General features: G+C 68.0%; 20 protein-coding genes. 17 read left to right on the plus strand and 3 right to left on the minus strand.

What is annotated here, in order from left to right:
• Window positions 1-6: 6 nt before the first annotated feature.
• Together meaB and AB8998_RS05600 are read left to right on the plus strand one after the other, a co-directional pair.
• Complete coding sequence (gene meaB, locus AB8998_RS05595; RefSeq protein WP_369736981.1) at window positions 7-897, plus strand: methylmalonyl Co-A mutase-associated GTPase MeaB; 891 nt, start codon at window positions 7-9, stop codon at window positions 895-897.
• Window positions 898-1032: 135 nt separating this feature from the next.
• Window positions 1033-2007: a thiamine pyrophosphate-dependent enzyme gene (locus AB8998_RS05600; protein WP_369736982.1), complete on the plus strand. Its 975-nt coding sequence runs from the start codon at window positions 1033-1035 to the stop codon at window positions 2005-2007.
• Here AB8998_RS05600 and AB8998_RS05605 read toward each other — a convergent pair.
• Window positions 1935-2588 carry a response regulator gene (locus AB8998_RS05605; protein WP_369736983.1) on the minus strand — a complete coding sequence of 218 codons (654 nt, stop codon included), beginning with the start codon at window positions 2586-2588 and terminating at the stop codon, window positions 1935-1937. The genes AB8998_RS05600 and AB8998_RS05605 overlap by 73 nt on opposite strands.
• 346 nt (window positions 2589-2934) lie before the next feature.
• On the opposite strand from AB8998_RS05605, the gene ltrA reads away from it, so the two are divergent.
• The 7 genes from ltrA (at window position 2935) to AB8998_RS05640 (ending at window position 12073) form a co-directional block, all read left to right on the plus strand.
• On the plus strand, window positions 2935-4581 hold the full coding sequence (ltrA, locus tag AB8998_RS05610) for a group II intron reverse transcriptase/maturase (RefSeq protein WP_369736984.1): 1647 nt from the start codon (window positions 2935-2937) through the stop codon (window positions 4579-4581).
• 110 nt (window positions 4582-4691) lie between these two features.
• A complete protein-coding gene (locus AB8998_RS05615; protein WP_369736985.1) occupies window positions 4692-5039 on the plus strand; it encodes a hypothetical protein in 348 nt (115 codons plus the stop codon).
• Between the two features lie 223 nt (window positions 5040-5262).
• Window positions 5263-5484: a hypothetical protein gene (locus AB8998_RS05620; protein WP_369736986.1), complete on the plus strand. Its 222-nt coding sequence runs from the start codon at window positions 5263-5265 to the stop codon at window positions 5482-5484.
• Between the two features lie 483 nt (window positions 5485-5967).
• The gene (locus AB8998_RS05625; protein ID WP_420492651.1) at window positions 5968-7056 is read left to right on the plus strand and encodes a PPE family protein; all 1089 of its coding nucleotides are present in this window, start codon (window positions 5968-5970) and stop codon (window positions 7054-7056) included.
• Window positions 7057-7141: 85 nt separating this feature from the next.
• Entirely contained in the window at window positions 7142-8320 is a 1179-nt protein-coding gene (locus AB8998_RS05630) for a PPE family protein (RefSeq protein WP_369741431.1), read from the plus strand.
• 39 nt (window positions 8321-8359) lie between these two features.
• Window positions 8360-10030 (plus strand): hypothetical protein, encoded by a 1671-nt coding sequence (locus AB8998_RS05635; RefSeq protein ID WP_369736988.1) that lies wholly within the window; start codon window positions 8360-8362, stop codon window positions 10028-10030.
• Between the two features lie 183 nt (window positions 10031-10213).
• Window positions 10214-12073 carry a fatty acyl-AMP ligase gene (locus AB8998_RS05640; protein WP_369741432.1) on the plus strand — a complete coding sequence of 620 codons (1860 nt, stop codon included), beginning with the start codon at window positions 10214-10216 and terminating at the stop codon, window positions 12071-12073.
• A 209-nt stretch (window positions 12074-12282) separates the two neighbouring features.
• Here AB8998_RS05640 and AB8998_RS05645 read toward each other — a convergent pair whose 3' ends face one another.
• Window positions 12283-13899, minus strand: coding sequence for an FAD-dependent oxidoreductase (locus AB8998_RS05645; RefSeq protein ID WP_369736989.1), 1617 nt, complete (start codon window positions 13897-13899; stop codon window positions 12283-12285).
• 14 nt (window positions 13900-13913) lie between these two features.
• Complete coding sequence (locus tag AB8998_RS05650; RefSeq protein WP_369736990.1) at window positions 13914-14579, minus strand: IclR family transcriptional regulator; 666 nt, start codon at window positions 14577-14579, stop codon at window positions 13914-13916.
• A 127-nt stretch (window positions 14580-14706) separates the two neighbouring features.
• Between AB8998_RS05650 and AB8998_RS05655 the strand changes: the two genes are divergently transcribed.
• Genes AB8998_RS05655 through AB8998_RS05690 form a run of 8 tightly spaced genes read left to right on the plus strand, consistent with a single transcriptional unit; the run spans window position 14707 to window position 23854 of the window.
• Complete coding sequence (locus AB8998_RS05655) at window positions 14707-15570, plus strand: alpha/beta fold hydrolase (RefSeq protein ID WP_369736991.1); 864 nt, start codon at window positions 14707-14709, stop codon at window positions 15568-15570.
• Window positions 15570-17285: a bifunctional 3-(3-hydroxy-phenyl)propionate/3-hydroxycinnamic acid hydroxylase gene (locus tag AB8998_RS05660; protein ID WP_369736992.1), complete on the plus strand. Its 1716-nt coding sequence runs from the start codon at window positions 15570-15572 to the stop codon at window positions 17283-17285. Before AB8998_RS05655 ends, AB8998_RS05660 begins: the two co-directional genes overlap by 1 nt.
• Window positions 17212-18150, plus strand: coding sequence for a 3-carboxyethylcatechol 2,3-dioxygenase (locus AB8998_RS05665; protein ID WP_475582069.1), 939 nt, complete (start codon window positions 17212-17214; stop codon window positions 18148-18150). Before AB8998_RS05660 ends, AB8998_RS05665 begins: the two co-directional genes overlap by 74 nt.
• The gene (locus AB8998_RS05670; RefSeq protein WP_369736993.1) at window positions 18147-19895 is read left to right on the plus strand and encodes an FAD-binding protein; all 1749 of its coding nucleotides are present in this window, start codon (window positions 18147-18149) and stop codon (window positions 19893-19895) included. Before AB8998_RS05665 ends, AB8998_RS05670 begins: the two co-directional genes overlap by 4 nt.
• 3 nt (window positions 19896-19898) lie before the next feature.
• Window positions 19899-21197 (plus strand): LLM class flavin-dependent oxidoreductase, encoded by a 1299-nt coding sequence (locus tag AB8998_RS05675; protein ID WP_369736994.1) that lies wholly within the window; start codon window positions 19899-19901, stop codon window positions 21195-21197.
• 19 nt (window positions 21198-21216) lie between these two features.
• On the plus strand, window positions 21217-22044 hold the full coding sequence (locus AB8998_RS05680) for a coniferyl-alcohol dehydrogenase (RefSeq protein ID WP_369736995.1): 828 nt from the start codon (window positions 21217-21219) through the stop codon (window positions 22042-22044).
• A complete protein-coding gene (locus AB8998_RS05685) occupies window positions 22032-23021 on the plus strand; it encodes a cyclase family protein (RefSeq protein WP_369736996.1) in 990 nt (329 codons plus the stop codon). Before AB8998_RS05680 ends, AB8998_RS05685 begins: the two co-directional genes overlap by 13 nt.
• Window positions 23022-23032: 11 nt before the next feature.
• Window positions 23033-23854 carry an alpha/beta fold hydrolase gene (locus AB8998_RS05690; RefSeq protein WP_369736997.1) on the plus strand — a complete coding sequence of 274 codons (822 nt, stop codon included), beginning with the start codon at window positions 23033-23035 and terminating at the stop codon, window positions 23852-23854.
• Window positions 23855-23921: the final 67 nt, after the last annotated feature.

Genomic DNA, 23921 nt, shown 5'->3' on the forward strand with positions numbered 1-23921 from the left:
GCACAAGTGAGCATCACCGAGCTGATCGCGAGCGCGCGCAACGGATCTCCGCGCGCCGCGGGTCGTCTGCTCAGCCTCGTCGAGAGCGAGCAGCGCGACGAGGTGATGGCGAGCATCGGCCCCCCGTCGGCCGCGCACCCGGTCCCCGTCATAGGCGTCACCGGGCCGCCGGGTGCGGGCAAGTCGACGACGATCGCCGCCCTGGTCGGCGCCTACCGGGAACGCGGCTCCCGAGTCGCCGTGCTGGCCGTGGACCCGTCCTCGCCGTTCAGCGGTGGTGCGCTGCTGGGCGACCGCATCCGGATGGCCGCGCACATCAACGACTCCGGCGTGTTGATCCGCTCGGTGGCCACCCGCGGCCACCTCGGGGGGCTGGCCGCCGCCATCCCGGCTGCGCTGCGGTTGCTCGCCGCCATCGGTTACGACGTAGTGCTGCTGGAGACCGTCGGGGTGGGGCAGTCCGAGATCGAGATCGCCGCCGTCGCCGACCCTGCCGTCGTCATCCTCAATCCCGGTGCGGGCGACGCCGTGCAGGCCGCCAAGGCCGGCGTGCTGGAAGTCGCCGACATCGTGGTCGTCAACAAGGCCGACCGCGAGGGTGCCGACCAGACGGTGCGGGACCTGCGCGCCGAGACCGACGCCCCGATCGTGAGCCTGGTCGCCGCCCGCGGCGAGGGAATCGCGAATCTGCTGGCCGCCGTCGACGACCATCGCCGCAGCGACAACCGCGCCCGCCGGCTGGCCCGGGCGAGGGCGCAGATCCTGTCGCTGGCGCAGTCGCGCCTGCGGGCCCGGCCGGAACTCGAGCGGCTGGCGGAATCGGTGGTCGACGGGCACGACGATCCCTACACCGCCGCCGAGAAACTGCTGTCATCGTCCACTGGACGCGACGACTGAGGGCGCGGTGTCCCCCGATCGGGGGACACCGGTAGTCACCCCCTTTTCGGGCCGATCGACGGAGTTGGGGCGGGGTCGAACTTTCTACCGTGAGTTCGTGTTCAAGACACGGACGCAGGGTTAGGAGATCCGCACATGACTCGCGCACCGACGCCGGCGCTCGTGCAGGACCAGTTGGAGCTCTACCGGCGGATGTGGGTATTGCGGCTGCTGGACATGGCACTCGAGGAGTCGCGGATCGACGGTCTTCTCGACGGTCCCCGAGAAACCGCATTCGGGCAGGAGGCCGTGGCCGTAGGCATCACCGCGGCACTGCGGCCCCGCGACGTCATGACCACCACCATCCCCCATCTTCGGCACGCCCTGCGGGCCGGCCTCGCCCTTCCGCTGGGCCCCGCGATCGCCCAACTGATCGATCCGTCCCTCTGCGACTCGCAGGAAAGGACCCCTGTGGGCGAGTGGAAGCTCGGTCTGCACTCCGCATCGACCCCGTTGGCGCGGTCGGTGCTGTCCGCCCTCGGTGACGCCGACGCGCAGCGGCGGGCCGGCGCGGGCGAGGTAACACTGCTGGCCATCGCGGATCGGGACGCGAGCACCGTCGAGTTCACCGTGGCCGCGACCATCGCTTCGTCGTGGCGGCTCCCGGTGGTGTTCGTCGTCGAGGACATCCGCGCTGTATCGGGTCCACGCGCGGACCGCTGCCCGCGCGGTCGTCATGGCATGCCGGTGCTGTCGAACAACGGCAAAGATGTTGGCGCGGTTCGCGATTCGGTCGCCGAGGCAGTGCGGCGGACGGGTGTGGGCGAAGGCCCGGTGCTGGTCAACGCCGTTACCTACCGCAGCAACCACCCCGTCGGTCTGGATCCCCTGGTGTCCGAGAGGCGACGGCTGATCGACGGCGGCGTCAGCTGCGCCCACCTGTACGAGGTGGAACGCCGAGCCCGCCATTTGGTGGCCGAAGCCGAGTCGTTCGACGACGGCCATGGTGCGGGCGGAGGAGGCGGCGCCGGTCCGCGAGCCGGAGCGCTGGCCGGCGATCAGCTGAGTAGGCCTTGCCGCATCCCCTCGGCGACGGCCGCCGCTCGATCGCTGACGCCGAGCTTCTCGTAGAGGCGCTGGACATGGGTTTTGACGGTCGACGGGGCCACATACAGTTCCCGCGCTATCGCGGGGACGCTTTGGCCGTGGGCAATCCGGTTGAGCACCTCGCGCTCTCGTGCGCTCAGCGCGGGCGCCGCCGGCGCCGCGCGCTGGCGGATCTCGGCGGCAAGGCCCCCGACGAGCCCCGGTGCCACCACGTCACGACCTTGCGCGCAATCCAGCACGGCGCTGACGATCTCGCTGCGGGTCGAGTCTTTCAGCACGAACCCTGCGGCGCCCTGCTGCAGTGCCTGGTAGACGATCGCCGACTCGTCGTGCGCGGAGAGCAACAACGCGCGGGAGGGCAACTCCAGGTTTCGCATCTCCGCCGCCACCTGAGCGCCGTCCATGCCGGGCATCCGGTAGTCGAGCAATGCGACGTCGGGCAGGTGAGCCTTGATCAACTCCAGCGCCGCGGTGCCGTCGTCCGCCTCGCCGACGACGTCGACCGACCCGCTCGACGCGAGCGCCCGCACCACGCCCTCGCGGAAGAGCGGATGATCGTCGGCGACGACCACCGTCACCTTGTGCGGGGCCGCTGCGCCGACCATGGCGATGAGTGTAGCGGCCGGCCGCAACAGAATTGCTGCTGTGGACTTGCGGCGGCCCGATCCCTTCCTTCGTGGTTCGACACGGCCGGGACCCCGCCGATGAGTACGGTGACCGGGTGGTGCGTCCTGAAAGTTGGATTGGACTAGCGGGTGGAAGTCCCGTCCCGGTAGGTACCGGAGCGCCGGGTAGCAGGCCCCGGTTCGTTGGAGAGATCTGGCGGGCTGAGCGGGGTGTCGAGAGCCTCTTTGGAGGGAGCAAGTGTGCGGGCCGTAGCGTTAAGCGAACTCTGCAGCCTCGTCACAACCACAATGGGAGAGCCGAGCCGCTCATTTCACGGCGAAGGCCATGTCCGGCGAGCCCTGGTCCGGGGTCAGCTTGTCGGGTCTTCCCGGGGTATGGGTGGCGGCACGTGCACATAGTCTGGTTCGGAACAGGAGAGACCCGTCTGCCTGGCCTTCGTCGGGCAAAGACCAGGGGTATAAGCCGATGGTGAAATCCTTTGGAGGGCAGCGGGAGTCCGATGGGGTCGTAGTACCGCGGATCGGCGTGCAACATAACGCGCCGGGAGGGAAGGGCCCCGACTTTGATCATGCGCGTGAAGTGGGTAAGCGTGAGGGCATGGCCGGGTCTGCCCGGTCCAACTACCCCGGTGGGCTATCGCCTGTCGTAGCCGACGAGGAGCCGTTGAGTTGCTCGCCGGTGAAAGTGCGACAACTGCAACGCACGCTATGGGCTGCGGCCAAGCAGTCGAAGGGTCGGCGTTTCCACGTCCTGTATGACCGTATCTGTCGGGGTGACGTCCTGGTGGAGGCGTGGGAACGAGTGCGCAAGAACAGGGGTGCGGCCGGGGTGGATCGTGTCATTCTGGTCGCGGTGGAGGATTACGGCGTGGACCGCATGTTGCGTGAGTTGCGCCATGACCTTTGCGAGGGTGTGTATCGTCCCGCGCCAGCCAGGCGTGTGGAGATTCCGAAACCACGAGGTGGTGTGCGGCCGTTGGGGATTCCCACGGTGCGAGACCGGGTGGCTCAGGCGGCGGCCAAGCTGGTGTTGGAACCGATTTTCGAGGCGGACTTTCTGTCGTGCTCGTATGGGTTTCGGCCGAAGCGGTCGGCGACGATGGCGATGGAGCGGTTGCGTACCGGGTTCATCGAGGGTCATCGGTTCGTGGTCGAGTTCGACATCGCCAATTTCTTCGGCGAGATCGACCACGAACGCCTGCTTGAGTTGGTGGGCAGGCGGGTCTCGGATCGCAGAATACTCAAACTGCTGCGTTTGTGGCTGCAAGCAGGGGTGTTGGTCGACGGGGTGGTGACGCGGACGGTCGCGGGCACCCCGCAGGGCGGGGTCATCTCCCCGCTGCTGGCTAACGTCTTCCTGCACGTGCTCGACACTGAACTGTCCGCCCGCGGGGTGGGTGAGTTGGTGCGCTACGCCGATGACGGTGTGGTGCTGTGCCGATCGCAGGCACAGGCGAATGTGGCTCTGGAAGCGGTGGGAGAGATCCTGGCGTCGTTGGGGTTGCGGCTGCATCCGGAGAAGACGAAGGTGGTCGATCTGCGTGAGGGTCGTGAGGGCCTGGATTTTCTGGGTTGTCATTTCCGGGCGCGCATGTCGGGGCGGTTGTGGGAGCAGCAGCGCATTGTGCGCTACTACCTGCACCGTTGGCCCAGCCAAACGGCGATGGTGCGGCTGCGGACGAAAGTTCGTGAGCGTACCGGTCGTCACCGGGTCGGAGCCGATATTCGCGATGTGATCGCGGATCTCAATCCGATCTTGCACGGCTGGGGCAACTACTTTCGGACCGGTAACGCCGCCGAGAAGTTCCGTCAGATCGACTGGTATGTGAATAGTCGGCTGTTCCGCTTGATGGTTAAGAAGCGGGGCCGCAACCTACGCGCAGGCCAGGCCGATCAGTGGACCGAAGCGTGGTTCAACGGGCACGGCCTGCACCGGCTTCGTGGCACTATCCGCTACCCGAAGGCTGCGTAACCATGTCAAGAAGATCATCGGTAAGCCGTGTGCGGGAAAACCGCATGCACGGATTGAAAGGGGGATGGGGAAACGGGTCTGCTCTGCGGACACCGCGCCCCTGACTACCAATGACGGTGGGCGGCGACGCTGAACTCGATCGGGTCCGCAGCGTGCGTCAGTTGCGCGCGTACCGCCTCGCGTCGGTGCTGCGCATCGGTGTGGTGGGGCTCATGGTCGCCGCCATGGTCGTCGGCACGCCGAAATCCGAACGGGCGCAGCAGACCACCTTGGTCGTCGTCTACGCCTTTGTCGCGCTGGGTGCCGCCGTCCTGGCCTTCGCCCGGCCCGGCCTCCGGGTCGGGGTGGGCCGCTCCGCGGACATCGGCCGGTGGAGCAGTTCGCGTCACCACCGTCGACGTCGTCGCGTTGACGGGCTTTCAGCTGCTGTCCGCCTACGGGATCCATCCCCCTGTTGATCATGGTGCTGCTGCCGGTCTTGGTCGGGGTCGACGTATCGTCGCGCCGGGCGGCTGTGGTGCTGGCCTCCACCTTCGTCGGATTCGCGGTCGCCGGGGTTCACGACCATGTGCTGATGCGCCGGGGCAGATTGCCCGACGACGCTTTTCATTTGGGGCTCTACGCGTTTTTGGGCGCCACCGCGTTCGTGGTCGTCCGCACGAATAGCGTCACGTGCGGTCGGTGGCGAAGCTGGGCGCCCTACGCGAGGAGTTGCTCGCCCAGACGATGACCGCGTCGGACGTCGAGCAGTGCCGCATCTCGGGATCTCTTCACGACGGGCCGCTGCAGGACATTCTGCCGGTGCGACACGAACTCGTCGAAATGGACGCGGCGCACCCCGGCGACGAGCGCCTCGAGCGCGCGCCGGCACGTCTTGAGGCTGCCTGGGAGCGGCTGCGCTAGGCGACGTTCGAGTTGCATCCTGGGGAAGGGCACACCGTGTTGGCCTCCCAGCGGGCCCGGCTAGAGGCCGCCGGCGGGACGCTCGCCTTCCTCGCCACCCACGCGGACTCCCATGCCCGCATGCCGTTACCGCTCGGGGCAGAGCGGGGGCAAGCATTAACCGGCAATTGCCAGTTAATTAACAGGAAGCTAACAAGCTTTTCGCACAATTGTTTCTATACGCACCTAGATAGCTGAGCTATATGGTACCCGGGTGGATTCGTCGGGTGGCCAAACATGTTCGCTCAGTGGACGGCATCGACGTCTTGGTAACCGGTCGTTGCATCGCCAACCTGCCGCTCCCGCGGCAGCGCGGTGGTGCTCTCGATGACGACCGAGTCGGTCGGCAGCATCTCCGCTGCGGGCATCCTTGCTGAACCGGCATTGCACGGCTTGCTGCCGTTCGACTTCGGCGCGCTCCCCCCCGAAGTGAACTCGGGGCGCATGTATGCCGGGCCCGGATCGGGCTCGCTGATGGCGGCCGCGGGGGCGTGGGACTCACTGGCGGCGGAACTCGGCGCGGCGGCCGCCGGCTACCGGTCGGTGGTCGCCGAACTGATCAGCCTGCGCTGGACGGGGCCGGCGTCGGCGTCGATGCTGGCGGCGGTCATGCCGTTTGCGGACTGGCTGGCCGGCACCGCCGTGCTAGCCGAACAGGCCGGCGTGCAGGCCAACGCGGCCGCCGCCGCCTACGAAGCCGCGTTCGCGTTGACGGTGCCGCCGCCGGCGATCGCCGCCAACCGGGTGCTGCTCGGCACGCTGGTCGCGACGAACTTCTTCGGCCAGAACACGGCGGCGATCGCTGCGACCGAGGCTCAATACGCGGAATTCTGGGCTCAGGACGCCACGGCCATGTACGGCTATGCGGCGTCGTCGGCGGCGGCGTCGGTGTTGACCGCATTCGCCTCGCCGCCGAACACCACCAACCCCGCCGGGGTGGCCGGCCAGGAGGCGGCGGTGAGCCACGCCGCGGCGACGGCGGCACCGGGGCTGTCCTCCGAAGTGGTGCAGGTGCTGCAGCAAGCCTCGCCGTCGGCCGCCGGCGGCATCTGGTCGCAGCTGTCGAGCCTGACCTCGAGCTTGCCGATCATTCCGACGGCGAACCTGAACACGGTGGTGAACAGCTGGGGGCTCAGCTATTTCGGCTCTGGAGTCGTGCAGCTAGGCTACCTGTTTGCACAGCAGCTCGTGCCCAACTTCGGGAAGGCGGCGGCGCCACTGCCCCCGCTACCGGCGGTGCCGGCGTCGGTGTCGGCCCCGGCGGTCGGGGGCCCGTCGCTGGTGTCGGCGAGCTGGGGTCAGGCCGGCAGGGTCGGGCTGATGTCGGTTCCACCGAGTTGGGCAACGTCGCCCGTTGCGCCGACTGCGGCCGAGGCCGGCATCGTGACCTCGGTCGGACACGGCACTCCTGCCGGCGCGACGAACGGATTGCTGCCGGCCGGGGTCGGGGGACAGCGGCGCGGCCTGAACTTCGGACGGCGTCGCTACGGCCTGCGCCTGACGGTCATGACACGGCCGCCGTACGGCGGTTGAGACGTTTCGAGCCACGGCACGACATAGCCACGACAGTAGGGAGAAGGGACATGTCACACGCACACTCCGATAGGTGCCGGAAATGATGGATTTCGGCTCATTCCCGCCCGAAATTCACTCGATGAGAATCTATTCTGGGCCCGGATCGTCGTCTCTGCTTGCCGCAGCATCGGCGTGGAGCGGTTTGGCCGGCGAATTGTCCTCCACCGCAACCGGATACGAGACCGTGGTAACGCGGCTGAGCAGTGAAGGCTGGACGGGACCCGCATCGGCGGCGATGGCCGAATCCGCGGCGCCCTACATTGCATGGTTGCGTACCACCGCTGCGCAGGCCGAACAGTCGGCTGACAAGGCGCGTCTGGCGGCCAGCGCATACGAAACGGCGCTCGCCTCGGTGGTACCGCCGCCGCAGATCGCGGCGAACCGCGCTCAGCTGGAGGCGTTGGTGGCCACCAACCTGCTCGGGCAGAACGCATCGGCGATCGCGGCCAACGAGGCCCAGTACGGCGAGATGTGGGCGCAGGACACCGCCGCCATGTATCAGTATGCTGGTACCTCCGCGGTCGCGGCAGCGGTCAAACAGTATGTGTCACCGCCGCAGACTTCCAACCCGGCGGCCGCGGCCACGCAGGGCGTTGCGGCGACCCAAGCCGCCGCTACTTCGGCCGGCGCGGCGCAGAACTCGCTGTCCCAGTTGGTGTCGGCGATGCCCAATGCGTTGCAGAGCCTGGCGTCGCCCCTGACGTCGGCGGCATCGTCTCCGGCGAACAGCTTGCAGCAGTTTTTGAACTGGTATGGGCCATTCGGCAACTTCTTCTACGACACCTCGGGGTTGCCGTTCTTCGGCGCCGGCATCACCACCTTCTTCACCGGCACGGCGGCCAGCCTTGGGCTGGTAGGCCCGGGCGCCGCAGCCGCTTCTTTAGCACCGGCCGAGGGGGCGGCGGGCGCGGCCGCGGGTGCGGCCGGCGCAGTGGGCCCGGCGCTGGCGGGCAGCACCGGGGTGTCGGCGACGCTGGCCGGCGCGAACTCGGTCGGTAGCCTGTCCGTGCCTCCCGCCTGGGCCGGGTCGAGCCCGGCGGCGAGCCCGGCCATCCCGTCGCGGTTCGTCAGCGAGGTGATCGAGCCCGAGAGCGCCAGCCACGCGGGCAATCTCGTGGGCGGCATGCCGTTGGCGGGTGTGGGTAAGGGCTCGGCGGCGGCCGCCGGTCCCCGGTACGGGGCTCGCCTCACCGTGATGGCCCAGCCGCCGTCGGCAGGCTGAGCGCGAAAAAAGGGGGGGCGGACAGACAAAGGACATGACATGACAAAGGGCACCGAGACGAACGTCGCCGATTCCTCCGTCGCCGGCGTCGAGCACGACACGCTGACCGCCACCAGGGAGACGCTCGAGGACTACACGCTGCGCTTCGCGCCGCGCGGGTACCGGCGGTGGTCCACGGCCGTGGTCGGGGTGTCGGCCCTGGGCGGCATCGCCTATCTGGCCGACTTCGCGATCGGCGCCAACGTGGGTATCTCCTACGGCACCACCAATGCGCTGTGGGGTATCGGGATCTTCGCGGTGGTGATCTTCGCGACCGGGTTTCCCCTGGCCTACTACGCCGCGCGGTACAACATCGACCTCGACCTGATCACCCGCGGCAGTGGCTTCGGCTACTACGGTTCGGTGGTCACCAACGTCATCTTCGCGACGTTCACCTTCATCTTCTTCGCGCTCGAGGGTTCCATCATGGCCCAGGGGCTGAAACTGGGGCTGCACATCCCGCTCTGGGCCGGCTATGCCTGCTCGACGCTGATCATCTTCCCGCTGGTTATCTACGGCATGAAAGTCCTTTCCCAGCTGCAGGTCTGGACCACGCCGCTGTGGCTGGTCCTGATGGTCGCCCCGTTCGTGTACCTGGTGATCAGCCATCCCGAGTCGGTCGGCGAATTCTTCGGCTACACCGGCAAGTACGGCCGCAGCGGCTTCGACCTCGGTTCCTCCCTGCTGGCCGCGGGCGTGTGCCTGTCGCTGATCGCGCAGATCGCCGAACAGATCGACTACCTGCGTTTCATGCCCCCGCGCACCCCGCAGAACTCCCGCAGCTGGTGGACCTGGATGTTGCTCGCCGGTCCCGGCTGGGTGGTGTTCGGGGCGGTCAAGCAGATCGTCGGGCTGTTCCTGGCCGTATACCTGATCTTCCACCTCGTGGGCTCCACGTCGATCGCCAACCAGCCGGTGCACCAGTTCAACGAGATCTACCAGAACTTCATGCCGGACTGGCTGGCGCTGACCCTGGCCGTGATCCTCGTGGTCCTCAGCCAGATCAAGATCAACGTGACCAACGCGTACTCGGGATCGCTGGCGTGGACCAACTCCTTCACCCGCGTCACCAAGCACTACCCGGGCCGTGTGGTGTTCCTCGGTGTCAACCTGACGATCGCTCTGATCCTGATGGAAGCCAACATGTTCGACTTCCTCAACACCATTCTCGGGTTCTACTCGAACTGCGGTATGGCGTGGGTGGTGGCGGTGGCCTCCGACATCGTCTTCAACAAGTATCTGCTCGGCCTGTCGCCGAAGAAGCCCGAGTTCCGGCGCGGCATGTTGTACGCGGTCAACCCGGTGGGATTCGGCTCGATGGTGCTGGCGGCGGGGCTGTCGATCGTCGCGTTCTTCGGTGGCCTCGGTGAGGAATTGCGGCCCTACTCACCGCTGGTGGCGATCGTGATCGCGTTGGTGATGCCGCCGGTCCTGGCGGTCGCCACCAAAGGCAGGTACTACCTTCGGCGCACCGATGACGGCATCGCGTTGCCCATGTACGACGAGCTGGGCAACCCCTCGGGTGAGCACCTGAGGTGTCATGTCTGCAAGCACGAGTTCGAACGACCGGACATGATGGCCTGCCAAACCCACCAGGCTTACGTCTGCTCGCTGTGCCTTTCCACCGACAAGGTGGGCGACCACGTGCTGCCGGCCGCGGTCCAGGCTTGACATCTGGAACACGAATTCCCAGAGGCGATCTCCCGCCGCGTCCTGGCTCCGCGAGTGCCACACTTGGCGGCGGCCCAGCCGCTGTCAAGTGTGGCGTCGATGACAAGGCGCATCCAAGTGTGATGGGTTTCATGCCTCGCTGATACATGCGTCTAGTTAGCCCATCTATTATTGTTGCTCGTCGTGGTCGAGAGTCGGTTGTCGCAAAGTCATGTACCTGTGGTTGGCGATAGTGCGGGCTATGTTGACGCCGACGGCACGATCGTCGTGCCCGACGCGGTGACCCTGACGTCGCTTCTCGACCGCAACCGCCTGGCTTTCGGTGACCGCCGGTCCTATCGCTTCATCGACTACGCCAAGGATCACCACGGGCAGGCCGTTGATCTGAGCTGGAACGCGTTGTGGTCACAGGTGCGCGCGATCGGCGCCCGCTTACAACAAGTCACCTCGCCCGGGGACCGGGTGGCGATCGTAGCCCCACAGGGTTTGCATTACGTCGCAGGCTTTTTCGCCGCGCTCCATGCCGGCAACGTCGCAGTCCCGCTGTTTGCGCCGACGCTGTCCGGGCATGCCGAGCGTCTGGCGGCGGTGCTGGCAGATGCCCGGCCCGCCGCTGTGTTGACCACCACCGGCGCCGCCGAGCCGGTCCGCACGTTCATGAAAGCGGTGCCGCCGCAGCGGCGTCCGCGATTGATCGCGGTAGATGCGGTGCCAGAAGAGCTCGGCTCGAGCTTTGTCGACATGGCACGGGATGCCGATGATGTCGCCTATTTGCAATACACGTCCGGTTCGACACGCACGCCGGCCGGTGTGGAGATCACCCACCGCTCCGTGTGCACGAACGTCATGCAAATGGTCCTGGCGGGCGGACTTGACCTGAGAGTCCGCAGCGTGAGCTGGTTACCCCTGTACCACGACATGGGCCTGATCATGATCATGTTCCCCGCGCTGTTCGGGGAATCCATCACGTTGATGGATCCCATGGCGTTTCTTCGGAGGCCATACCGATGGATCAAGCACCTGGGCGCCGAGGGCCGATACGGGCGCACGTTTGCCGCCGCGCCGAACTTCGCTTTCGAACTGACCGCCGAACGCGGCCTGCCGCCACTGGGCGAAGCCTTGGACCTGAGCAATCTTGTCTGCCTGCTCAACGGGTCTGAACCGGTGACGATGTCGGCCATCGACAAATTCACCACCGCGTTCGCCCCCTACGGCCTGCCCGCCACAGCGGTCAAGCCGTCCTACGGAATGGCCGAAGCGACGCTCTCGGTGGCCAGCATCGCCCAAGATGCCAAGGCCAGTGCGATCTACCTTGATCGTGACCAGCTCGGTGCGGGCCGCGCGGTGCCCGTAGCCGCGACGAGTCCAGGCGCGGTTCCGCACGTCTCGTGTGGTCAACCGATTCCCAACCAGTGGGCAGTGATCACCGATTCCGACGGCGCCGAGGTCTCCGACTGTACGATCGGCGAAATTTGGTTGCACGGCAACAACGTTGGTCGCGGATATTTCGGCCGCGACGATGAAACCGAGCGCGTATTCGCCAACAAGCTGCAATCGCGGCTGATGCAGGGCAGCCACGCCGAGGGTGCGGAAGACAACTGCTCCTGGCTGGCAACCGGGGACCTCGGCGTGTATGTCGCCGGCGATCTGTATCTGATAGGGCGGATCAAAGACCTCATCATCATCGACGGCCGCAATCACTATCCCCACGACATCGAGGCCACGGTCGGCCACGCTTCAACGGCCATCCGCCACGGATATGTTGCCGCGTTTTCGGTACCCCGCGACATGCTGGATTCGCCGGCCGGCAACACTGCGGAGCAACTCGTCATCGTGGCCGAACGCGCGGCCGGCGCGGGCCGGGAAGATCCGCGCCCGATCCTCGATGCGGTGAGCGCTGCGGTCGCGCGCCAGCACCACATCCGCATTGCTGACATCAGACTTGTGGCCGCAGGCGTCATCCCCCGTACCACCAGCGGCAAACTTGCCCGCAACGCGTGCCGGGCCGACTACCTCGCCGGACGGTTCAACCGCGGCCGGTAGCGGCTGGGAATGTCGCCCGTTCTCGAATGCGGGATACCAACTTCGTTGCCGCAAGTGCGCACCCGACCCCGCGGCCGGTTCAGCAATTCGCCGCAGTGGGGCTTTCCGCTTCACGGCCGGATCATGGAGTAGGTCAACCGATCTGCACGTCATCGGCATCAACGTCTTGTCCGCCGCGACGGCGACCCGCGTCCGGCGCCGCACAGCTCCTATTGCAGGTCGAGGGACTTGCCGGTCGCGGCGGCGTGGCCCGCCCGGTACCCGAAAACCATTGCCGGGCCGATGGTTCCGCCGGCACCGCCGTAGGCCCGCCCGGTCGCACCGGCCATGGCGTTGCCCGCGGCGAACAGGCCCGGTATCGGTTCCCCGCCGACGTGCAGGACGCGCCCGTCGTGATCGGTGCGCGGGCCGCCCTTGGTGCCCATCGCGCCGATGCTCACCGGCACCGCGTAGAAGGGGGCCGTGTCGATCGGGCCGAGCGTCTTGCCGGCGAGCGTGGTCGCGCTGTCGTCGCCCCAGTACCCGTCGTACGCGCTCGAGCCGCGCCCGAAGTCGGGATCGGCGCCGCCGGCGACGTGACGGTTCCATCGCTCGACGGTGCGGGTCAGGCCGTCGGCGTCGATGCCGGTCTTGGCGGCCAGCTCGGCGAGGTCGGCCGATTCGCAGAACCAGTCCGGAACCGGTTCGCCGGGGGCGACGCCGAGGAATCCGTACCGCTGCAGGTGGATCGAGTCGAACACCATCCACGCGCGATCGTTGACGTATCCGTCGCGTGGGTCCAGGTACTGGAAAGCGCCGGCCATCGAGTTGTAGTCGGCGGCCTCGTTGACGAACCGCCGCCCGGCCGAGTTGACGATGATGCTCCTGGGCCGGGTCCGCTCTAGGCGCACGCTGCGGCTGCGGGGTTTGCCGTCGATGGTGTCGCCGGGAATCCGGACGATCGGCACCCACCACGCCTCGCCCATGTTGGCCAGGTCCGCGCCGTGCGCCATCGCCATGCGCAACCCGTCACCGGTGTTGTTCGGCGGCGAGACCGCCCCGTGCATCGGGCCACGCAGAAACGCCTGTGTCAGGGCTGGATCCCATTCGAAGCCGCCGGTGCCCAGGACGACGCCGTGGCGGGCGCGCACGCTGATAGTGCGGTCCGTTAAGGCTACCCGCACTCCGGTGATCTCCCCGGCGTCGGCGAGGAGTTCTTGCGCCCGCGCATTCGCGTGCACCGCCACACCGGCGTCGAGCAGACCCCGGAGCAGACCCGCGACGAGTGCGGCGCCGGCGACGCACAGGTTGCCGGGTTGACCGTCCGCCGCCGCGTGCAGACGGGCCCGGGTCTCGGCGTCGAAGCCGACGTTGGAAAAGTCGTCGGGGAACGCCGTGATCCTGGTTCCCCACTCGCCCAGGCGGTCCAGATCGTAAGGAGTCGGGATCAGCGATCTGCCACCGGTCGGTCGACCGCCCGGTAGCTCCGGCCGGTAGTCGGGGAAGCCGGTCGCGACCTCGAAACGCACGTCGCTGTGCGCCTCGACGAAATCGAGCATCGCCGGGCCGGTGCGGACGAAGGTCTCGACCAGCGCATCGTCCATCACGCCGTGGGACTGCGCCCGCAGGTAGCGCAGCGCGTCGGCGGGCGTCAATTCCCCGTCGGCGCAACGGTTATGGGCGGGGATCCATGCGACACCGCCCGACACGGCGGTGGTGCCGCCGACGGTCGGGGCCTTCTCGAAGACCTCCACCGAGGCGCCGGCGACCGCCGCCGCCAGTGCGGCGGTGAGCGCGGCGGCGCCGCTGCCGAGCACGACAACGTCGACCTCGTGGTCCCAGGACATGGACGGTCATCCCTTCAGCTCAGAACCTCGGACAACTGCTTGGCGGCCGTGATGACCGCTTCCTTTCCGCGCATCACGACGTCTTCCCGGTGGGAGATGAGGTTGATGCAGGTCGGCGGGGACGGGGCGCGCCGGCGCACCGCCACCGCCAAACCATAGGTGTTGGGCTCGATTTCGCCGTAGGTGGTCACCCACCCGCATTCCCGGGCGCGCGCGACGAGGTCCCGTTCCCCCGGGCGTGCAGGCATGCTCGCCAGCAGGGCGATCCCCGCGGCGCCGCGGTCGAGCGGATAGCGGCTGCCCTCGTGGAACGAGAGCTGATAGGCGACATGGCTCGGCACGATCACCGCGACGGCCACCTGCTGGTCGCCCTCGGCGATCAGCAGCGACACGGTGGTGCCGAGCTCGTCGGCCAGGGCGCGCAGCGTCGGCAGACAGAGCTGGCGCACGTTGCGGTCGAACGACGCGCCGAGCACGGCGAGCCCGGCCGCCGGCCGGTACCGCCCGTCTTCCCCCTTTGCCACCAAACGGAATTGGGTCAGCGTCGACAGCAGCCGGTAGGCGATGGTGCGGTGCACCCCGATCTGGTCGGCGAGCTGTTGCACCGTCAAGCCGCTCGGGGAGTTCGCCACCATCTGCAGCGCGGTCAGGCCCCGGGCCAGCGTCTGAGAACCCGTCACGGCCTTGACAGGACCTGGGACGAGAGCGAAGCTCTATATATAACGCACATCAGTGTGCGATATTAGCACACTAAGTAATCCGAAAACGAGAATCAGATTTTCCACCGCCGGAGGCCGGAGAGGAACCGTGACGGAGTTCGAGAGCATATGGAGCGACCTCCAGGGCGTCCCGTTCGAGCAGGGTTACCTCGACGCGGGGGGAGTGCGCACCCGTTACCTGCGGGCAGGCGATCCCGGCATGCCGGTGCTGATGCTGCTGCACGGGTCCGGTGGCCACGCCGAGGCCTACGTCCGCAACCTGGCGGCGCACGCGGAGCACTTCTGGACCTGGTCGATCGACATGCTGGGCCACGGGTACACCGACAAGCCGGGCCACCCGCTGGAAGTCGCGCACTACGTCGAGCACCTGATGACGGTGCTGGAAACCATCGGTGCCGACCGCGCCAGCCTGAGCGGTGAGTCGCTCGGCGGCTGGGTGGCCGCCCGCGCCGCCGTCGACCATCCCGACGCCGTGGCCCGCCTGGTGCTCAACACCGCCGGGGGCTCCCAGGCCGATCCCGAGGTGATGCAGCGCATCATCACGCTGTCCATGGCGGCCGCCGAGAACCCGAGCTGGGAAACCGTGCAGGCGCGGATCAAATGGTTGATGGCCGACAAGTCCAGGAATTACGACGACCTCGTCGCCAGCCGCCAAAGGGTTTATCGCCAAGCGGGATTCGTCGGGGCGATGCGCGACATCATGGCGCTGCAGGATCCCGAGATCCGGGCGCGCAACATCCTCGGCCCGGCCGAATACGGTTCGATCACCGCCCCGACGCTGGTGTTGTGGACCAGCGACGACCCGACCGCCGACGTGACCGAGGGCCGCCGCATCGCGTCGATGATCCCGGGTGCGCGCTTCGAACTGATGCCCGGCTGCGGTCACTGGCCCCAGTACGAGGACCCCAAGACCTTCAACCGCCTGCACCTCGACTTCCTGCTGGGGCGGTGATGGCCGGCACCGCGCAGGACACGGATGTCGACGTCGTCGTCGTCGGGGCGGGCCCGGTCGGGCTGACGCTGGCCAACATCCTGGGCCTGCGGGGTGTCCGCACGGTGGTGGTCGACGAGCGGGACACCCTCATCGACTACCCGCGCGGGGTCGGACTGGACGACGAGGGGTTGCGCACCTTCCAGTCGCTCGGCCTGGTCGACCGCATCCTGCCGCACACCGTGCCCAACCAGATCCTCCGCTTCGTCGACGCCAAGCGCCGGGTGCTGGCCGAGATGGCCCCGCCGGACGCGCGTTTCGGCTGGCCGAAGCGCAACGGATTCGTACAACCGCTCGTCGACGCCGAATTGCTGCGCGGGCTGGACAGATTCGCACACGTCGACGTGTGGTGGCAACGGCCCATGACGGAGTGCCGGCAGAGCGCCGACGCGGTCACCGTCGAGCTGGGGGGTGCGGCGCGCCAGGACGGCGGCACGTCCAGCGTGCGCGCGCGCTACGTCGTCGGCTGCGACGGCGGGCGCAGCACGACCCGCCGCATGATGGGCGTGTCCTTCGACGGCACCACGTCGTCGACGCGGTGGCTGGTCGTCGACATCGCCAACGACCCGCTGGGCCACCCCAACAGCGAGGTCGGCGCCGATCCCGAGCGGCCGTACGCCTCCATCTCGATCGCGCACGGAATTCGCCGCTTCGAGTTCATGATTCACGCCGACGAGACCGACGAACAGGCGGAGGACCCGGCGTTCCTGACGCGAATGCTGGCGCGCATGGTGCCCCACCCCGACCGGGTGGACGTGATCCGTCGCCGTGTGTACACCCACCACTCCCGCATCGCCGGCGCGTTCCGCAGCGGCCGGCTGCTGCTGGCCGGGGACGCCGCCCACCTGATGCCGGTCTGGCAGGGACAGGGCTACAACAGCGGCATCCGCGACGCGTTCAATCTCGGCTGGAAGCTCGCGGCGGTGGTGGGCGGCCTGGCCGACGACAAGCTGCTGGACACCTACGACATCGAGCGCCGCAAGCACGCGCGGGCGATGATCGACCTGTCCACCATGGTCGGTCGCGCCATCTCCCCGACCAACCGCCGGGTGGCCGGCGTGCGGGACCTGCTGGTGCGGTCGGCGTCGATCGTGCCGACGCTCAAGCGCTACGTGCTGGAGATGCGGTTCAAGCCGATGCCGCGTTACGACCAGGGCGCGGTCGTGCACTCCGGACCCATCGGCGCCGACTCACCGGTCGGCACCCTGTTCATCCAGCCCCGCGTCGATACCCGGACCCGGCCCGACGTGTTGCTGGACGACGTGCTGGGCGACTGGTTCGCGGTGGTGTGCTGGAACAACAACCCCCGAAAGATTCTCGGCGAGAAGGCCTTCGCGCACTGGAAGGCCGTCGGCGCACGCTTCTTCGCTCTCCGCCCCCTGACACAACTGCACTGGGAAGGACACGACGATCCCGATGTCGTGGTCGTCGGGGACCGCAACGGCGGACTCAAGTCCTGGTTCGACACCCATCGGGAATCGGTGTTGTTCCTGCGTCCCGATCGGTGCATCGCCGCGGCCTGTATCGCCCAGCGGGCACCCGAACTGAGCGCCGCGCTGCTCGACGTTCTCACTCTCGCGCCGAAAGGGGGTGAAGTCGCCGATGACACTGGCTCTGTGCTGCATGTCGCACAGCCCGCTGCTGAACCTTCCGGGACCGTCGCGGGCCCTGCTTGACGACATCGACGGCGCCATCGCGCAGGCGCGGGACTTCGCCGCCGCGTTCGACCCCGAGCTGGTCGTGATCTTCTCCCCGGACCACTACAACGGCTTCTTCTACAAGGTGATGCCGTCGTTCTGTATCGGCTTGAGCGCCAGCGGCGTCGGCGACTACGGCACCCACACCGGCCCGCTCGACGTCCCCGGGGACCTGGCGTTCGGCTGCGCCGAGGCGGTGCTCGAGGCGGGCGTCGACGTCGCGGTGTCGGCCAGCATGGACGTCGATCACGGCACCGTGCAGCCGCTGGAGAAGCTGTTCGGGGCTGCGACCGCATGCCCGGTGATACCGGTCTTCGTCAACGGGATCGCCGTGCCCCTGGGGCCGCTGCATCGCTGCCGGGCGCTGGGGGCGGCGGTCGGGGCGTATCTGGCCGGCCTGGACAGGCGGGTGCTGGTGATGGGGTCCGGTGGCCTTTCCCACAGCCCCCCGGTGCCCGCGCTGGCGACCGCCTCCCCTGCGGTGCGGGAGCGCATCGTGCACGGTCGTCCGATGACCGACGAGCAGCGCCAGGCCCGGCAGACGGCCGTGATCGAGGCGGCGAGGGACTTCGCTGGCGGGGCGAGTGACCTGCAACCGCTCAACCCGGCGTGGGATCATCGCTTCCTCGAAATCGTCGACGCCGGCCGGCTCGCCGACGTCGAGCAGTGGTCGAACTCGTTCGTCTCCCACGAGGGCGGCAGCTCGGCGCACGAGATCAGAACGTGGGTCGCGGCATTCGCGGCCCTGGAGGCCGTGGGTCCCTACCGGACCACCGTGCGCTACTACAAGCCGGCCCCCGAACTGATCGCCGGGTTCGCCGTCAGGACGGCGGTCCCGCAATGACCGCCCCGTCAGCGCCGAAGGCCGGCTTCGACCGGGTGGTCGACGTGCTCGTCGTCGGATCCGGCGGCGGCGGCATGACGGCCGCGCTGACCGCGCACGCCTCCGGCCTGGACGCCCTGGTGATCGAAAAGTCCTCCCACTTCGGGGGTTCCACCGCATTGTCCGGGGGCGGGATCTGGGTGCCCGGCGCGCCCGCGCAGCGCAGGGAGGGCTATTCACCCCCACCCGAAGGTGTCGTCGAGTACCTGCGGCAGATCACCGACGGCCTCGTCACCGAGGCGCGGATCCGGCAGTACGTCGACGCGGCGCCGCAGATGCTGTACTTCCTCGAAAAGCTCTCCGGATGGCTGGAATTCGTCTGGAAACCGGGCTATGCCGACTACTACCCGGAACTGAGCGGCGGCTCCGAACTCGGCAGCACCATCAACGTCCCCCCCATCGACCTGCGAAAGCTGGGACCCGACGAACAGACGCTGCTGCAGCCGCTGGCGCTCGCCCCCAAGGGAATCTGGCTGGGCCCCAAGGAGCTTCGCTCGTTTTACCGGATCCGGCAATCCTGGGCGGGCAAGGGTGTGCTGCTCAAGCTGATCGCCCGCATGGTCCGCGCGCGGGTCTTCGGCGAGCGGATCGCCGCGATCGGCCAGTCCCTGGCGGCGCGGCTCCGGCTGGCGATGCGGGACCAGGGGATACCGCTGTGGCTGGACTCGCCGATGGTGGAGTTGCTCACCGGCGCAGGCGGGACGGTGACCGGCGCGCTGGTGGAGCGGGGCGGTACCACACAGCGGATCGGCGCCCGGCGGGGGGTGATCCTGGCCTCCGGGGGCTTCGACCACGACCTGGCCTGGCGCAAGGAACAACTCCCGGTGATCGAGCAGGATTGGAGCTTCGGCAACCCCGCCGCCATGGGCGACGGCATCCGCGCCGGGCAAAAGGTCGGTGCGGCAACCGAGTTGCTCGACGAGGCCTGGTGGTTCCCGGCGATCCAATGGCCGGACGGGCGCATGCAATTCATGCTCAACGAGCGCATGATGCCGGCGCAGTTCATCGTCAACGGCGCGGGCCGGCGCTTCATCAACGAGGCGGCGCCCTACATGGACTTCGGGCACGCCATGATCGACGGCCAGAAATCCGGGGTCACCCACATCCCGTGCTGGCTGATCACCGACCATAGGTCGTGGAACCGCTATGTGATCGGCGGCCACCTGCCGATACCCAGGATCCCTGGTGCGCCGGTGCCTACCGGGCGCAGGATTCCACCGGCCTGGCTGGAGTCGGGTGTGGTCAAGGCCGCGACGAGCTGGGCGGACATGGCGGCCAAGATCGGCGTCCCGGCCGCCGAACTGGCCGAAACGGCGCGCCGGTTCAACGAACTTGCGCGCAACGGGCACGACGACGACTTCGACCGCGGCGACAGCGTGTACGACAACTACTACGGAGACCCCACCCTGCCCAACCCCAACCTGTACCCGCTGGGGGATCCGCCGTACTACGCGTTCCGGATCGTGCTCGGCGACCTCGGCACGTCGGGTGGCCTGAGTGTCGACGAACACGCCCGGGTGCTGCGGCCGGACGGCACGGTCGTGCGGGGGCTGTACGCGGTGGGCAACACCTCCGCGCCCGTCATGGGCCGCAGCTACGCCGGCGCCGGGGCTACCATCGGCCCGGCCATGACCTTCGGGTTCGTCGCAGCGAAACACTGTGCCGCGCAGGGGTTTGAGCGAACCGTTAATTCTCATAGGAGGTAATCGATGAAAATTTCCCTGTTCTACGAGTTCGCCCTGCCGCGGCCGTGGGCGCCCGACGACGAACGGGTCATGCTGCAGGACTGCCTGGACGAGGTCGAGGCCGCGGACAAGGCGGGCTTCTCTACCGTGTGGCTCACCGAGCACCACTTCCTCGAGGAGTACTGCCATTCCACGGCGCCGGAGATCTTCCTGGCCGCCGCCAGCCAGCGGACCAAGAACATCCGGTTGGGCTTCGGCATCATGCACCTGCTGCCCGCCGTCAACCACCCCGCCCGGGTGGCCGAACGCGTCGCGACCATCGACCTGCTCTCCAACGGACGCGTCGAATTCGGCACCGGGGAAGGCTCCTCCGTCGGTGAGCTCGGTGGCTTCGACGTCGACCCGGCCGACAAGCGCGCCCAGTGGGAGGAGTCCCTCGAGGTGGCCATCCGGTGCATGATCGAGGAGCCGTTCACCGGTTTCAAGGGTGAGCAGATCCAGATGCCGCCGCGCAACGTGATCCCCAAGCCGATGCAAAAGCCGCATCCCCCGGTCTGGGTGGCCTGCACGCGCCCGGCCAGCGTGCAGATGGCGGCTCAGAAGTGCATCGGCGCACTGAGTTTCGCCTACACCGGCCCCGGGCCGCTCACCGAGCGCGTCAACGGCTACTACAAGGAGTTCGAGGAGAACGGCGTGCCCGTCACGCCGCAGATCAACCCGAACATCCTGGCCATCGGCGGCGACTTGTCGATGATGGTCGCCAAGACCGAGGAACAGGCACTCCAGCGTCTCGGGCAGGGCGGCGGGTTCTTCTCGTTCGGGATCATGCACTACTACCTGACCGGGATGCACACCCCCGGGCGGACCGGTGTGTGGCAGCGCTACCTCGAAGAGGTCGAGAAGGACCCGACGCTGGCCTACGGTCCCGGCCGCGGCGCGATCGGAACCCCGGCCACCGTGCGCGAATTCCTGCGGGGCTACGAGGAGAGCGGCGTCGACGAGATCATCCTGCTGCTCAACCCGCGCAGCCACGAGGGCACCATGGAATCCATCGAGCTGATGGGCAGCGAGGTGCTGCCCGAGTTCATCGAGCGCGACGCGAAGGCGGTCGCCGAGAAGACCAGGCGGCTCGAGCCCGTCATCGAAAAGGTGGAGGCGCGGCGGCCGGCACCGGCCGCGCCGCAGTTCGACGAGACCTACGCCTTCGGCGGCCTGCCCACCGGCCGCGACAAGTTCACGGCCAGCGAGATCCCCGAGGCCATGGCCGAGATCAACGAGGGCCGCGTCCAGGCGGCGCAGCGGGCCAGGGAGCAGCGCAAGTGATCCCGGAAGCCGGCTGAGGTTGGCAGAGATCGACGGGCTGTGGCGCTACGACGGCCGCCGGGCGGTCGTGACCGGATGTGCGTCGGGCATCGGCGAACAGGTGGTGCGCCGGCTCACCGAACTCGGCGCCGAGGTGGTCGGCCTCGACAAGCGCCGGCCGGCACTCGAGCTCAACGCTTTTCACGAGGTGGACCTCGCCGACCCGGGCTCGATCGACCGGGCGGTGGCCGCGATCGGCGGGCCGGTGGACGCGCTGTTCAACGTGGCCGGGGTGTCCTCGGGGATCGGCGATCCGCCGCTGGTCGTCACCATCAACTTCCTGGGTCCGCGGCATCTCACCGAGGCGCTGCTCCCGCTGATGGGCCCGGGGTCGTCCATCGTGAGCGTGTCGTCGCTGGCGGCCGCCGGGTACCGCGAGCACCTGCGATCGGTCGCACCACTGCTGCGCACCTCCACGATGCGGGAGGGCATCGACTGGTGCCGTGAGCATCCCGACGAGCTCACCGGAGGGGGGTACCGGTTGGCCAAGGAAGCGGTCATCCTGTACACCATGCAAAGTGCGACGCCCCTCGGGGCCCGGGGCATCCGGATCAACTGCACCGGTCCGGGGGTCACCGAGACGCCGATCCTCGATCAGCTGCGCGCGGCCTACGGGCAGGGCTTCCTCGACGACATCCCCAAGCCGCTGGGGCGGGTTTCCACGGCCGCGGAACAGGCATCGGTGCTGCTGTTCCTGAATAGCGCTGCGGCAAGCTACATCTCGGGGCAGGTGGTGTGGGTCGACGGGGGCAACGCCGGAGCGGCGATCGCCCGCGAACTCGAGGAAGGAGCCCCGTGGCCGGGTTGACCGAATTCCGGCGGGTTGCCCGCGACGTCTCCAACTGGGGGCGGTGGGGCGCCGACGACGAGCTCGGCACGCTGAACTTCATCACGGCGGAGAAGGTTTCGCACGCCGCAAGCCTGGTCCGGCACGGCAAGGTGTTCCCGCTCGGGGTGGACTTCGGCTCGTCGGGGCCGCAGGGGGCCTTCCATTTTCGGCACAACCCCGTCCTGGTGATGACCGTCGACGGCGGAGACGCGAACACACTCGCGCAGTACGGGCCCCGATGGACCCAGAACCCGACCGCCGAGCAGATGGGTGGCTACTTCGTCGACAACCTGTTCCGGTTCAACGAGGACATGGTCATCATGCCGCTGCAGGCGGCCACCCAGTGGGATGCGCTGTCGCACGTCTACTACGAGGACAAGCTCTACAACGGCTTCGCGGCCGGTTCGGTGACCAGCATGGGCGCCTACCATTGCAGCATCGCCAAGGTCGACGTCAAGGGGATCACCTCGCGGGGCGTGCTGCTGGACCTGGTGCGGCATCGGGGCGCGGAAGTGTTCCTCGAGCAGGGGAATCCGATCACTCCGCAGGAATTGGACGATGTCGTTCGGGCGCAGGGGGTCACCATCGAGCGTGGCGACATCGTCGTGATCCGGACGGGCTGGTGGGCGAGGTTTTTGCAGACGGGCAACAAGACCGAGCCGTTCTCGGGGCTGCACTGGCGTTGTGCGTCGTGGCTGCACGACCACGAGGTCGCGGCGGTCGCGTCCGACAATCTTCAGGTCGAGGACCTGGTTCCGGATGTCGAGGGCGCGTTCCTGCCCATGCACCTGCTGTGCCTGCGCGACATGGGGTTGATGCTCGGTGAGTTCTGGGACCTGACGGCGCTGGCGGAAGATTGTGCCGCGGACGGCGTCTACGACTTCCAGCTCGTCGCGCCGCCGCTGAGATTCGTCGGCGCGGTCGGTTCTCCGGTGAACCCGATTGCGATCAAGTAGAAAAGGCGCCGATGGAGATTCAGCGCAAGACCATGCTGGTCGACGGACTGGCCACGAGCTATCTGGAGGCTGGCGACGGCGACCCGGTGGTGCTGCTGCACGGCGGCGAGTTCGGGGCAGGCGCCGAACTCGGCTGGGAGCACAACATCTCGGCCCTGGCGGCGCACTATCGGGTGCTGGCCCCGGATCAGCTGGGCTTCGGTGAGTCGGCCAAGGTGGTCGACTTCGTGAATGGGCGCGGGATGCGGATCCGGCACGTGGCGCACTTCTGCGAGCTGCTCGGCGTGGACGCCGCACACTTCGCCGGAAACTCGATGGGTGCCGTCAACCTGCTCACCGACGCGACCTCGGAGAATCCGATGCTGCCGATCCGCAGCCTGGCGATCATCTGCGGGGGCGGGGAGATTCAGCAGAACGAGCACTTCGAGGCCTTACAGCAGTACGACGCGACGCTGCCGGCGATGCGGCGCATCGTCGAGGCGCTGTTCTACGACCCGGGATATCCGGCCGACGATGATTATGTGCGGCGCCGCCACGAATCAAGCACCGCGCCCGGCGCGTGGGAAGCCGTGGCGGCGGCCCGATTTCGGCGTCCGGGTGCGGGGCCGTCCGGGACGGCGTCGAGCGCGCGAGCCTACGAGCGCATCGGTGTGCCGACCGTGGTGGTCGAGGGCGGCGGGGACAAGCTGCTTCCGCCCGGATGGGCGGCGCAGATCGCCGAGCAGATCGACGGCGCCCGCTCGGCGGTGGTCGACAAGGCCGGGCATTGCCCGCAGATCGAGCAGGCGCCGGCCGTCAACGACCTGTTGCTGGACTTCTTCGAAACGGCCTGACTCCTCAGAAGGGCGCTTCCGGGTTTTCTGTGGGTCTGGTCTGGGCGTGATGGGCGCAGGGCGGCAG

The organism is Mycobacterium sp. HUMS_12744610, assembly GCF_041206865.1.
Lineage (GTDB): Bacteria > Actinomycetota > Actinomycetes > Mycobacteriales > Mycobacteriaceae > Mycobacterium > Mycobacterium servetii.

Bases quoted from the DNA above. Each gene is read 5' to 3' on its own strand.
- AB8998_RS05670 (WP_369736993.1), top strand. From the start codon at position 18,147: ATGACCGCCCCGTCAGCGCCGAAGGCCGGCTTCGACCGGGTGGTCGAC.
- AB8998_RS05630 (WP_369741431.1), top strand. From the start codon at position 7,142: ATGGATTTCGGCTCATTCCCGCCCGAAATTCACTCGATGAGAATCTAT.
- AB8998_RS05605 (WP_369736983.1), bottom strand. From the start codon at position 2,588: ATGGTCGGCGCAGCGGCCCCGCACAAGGTGACGGTGGTCGTCGCCGAC.
- AB8998_RS05675 (WP_369736994.1), top strand. From the start codon at position 19,899: ATGAAAATTTCCCTGTTCTACGAGTTCGCCCTGCCGCGGCCGTGGGCG.
- ltrA (WP_369736984.1), top strand. From the start codon at position 2,935: ATGTCCGGCGAGCCCTGGTCCGGGGTCAGCTTGTCGGGTCTTCCCGGG.
- AB8998_RS05635 (WP_369736988.1), top strand. From the start codon at position 8,360: ATGACAAAGGGCACCGAGACGAACGTCGCCGATTCCTCCGTCGCCGGC.
- AB8998_RS05625 (WP_420492651.1), top strand. From the start codon at position 5,968: ATGTATGCCGGGCCCGGATCGGGCTCGCTGATGGCGGCCGCGGGGGCG.
- AB8998_RS05690 (WP_369736997.1), top strand. From the start codon at position 23,033: ATGGAGATTCAGCGCAAGACCATGCTGGTCGACGGACTGGCCACGAGC.
- AB8998_RS05600 (WP_369736982.1), top strand. From the start codon at position 1,033: ATGACTCGCGCACCGACGCCGGCGCTCGTGCAGGACCAGTTGGAGCTC.
- AB8998_RS05615 (WP_369736985.1), top strand. From the start codon at position 4,692: ATGACGGTGGGCGGCGACGCTGAACTCGATCGGGTCCGCAGCGTGCGT.
- AB8998_RS05645 (WP_369736989.1), bottom strand. From the start codon at position 13,899: ATGTCCTGGGACCACGAGGTCGACGTTGTCGTGCTCGGCAGCGGCGCC.
- AB8998_RS05660 (WP_369736992.1), top strand. From the start codon at position 15,570: ATGGCCGGCACCGCGCAGGACACGGATGTCGACGTCGTCGTCGTCGGG.
- AB8998_RS05665 (WP_475582069.1), top strand. From the start codon at position 17,212: ATGACACTGGCTCTGTGCTGCATGTCGCACAGCCCGCTGCTGAACCTT.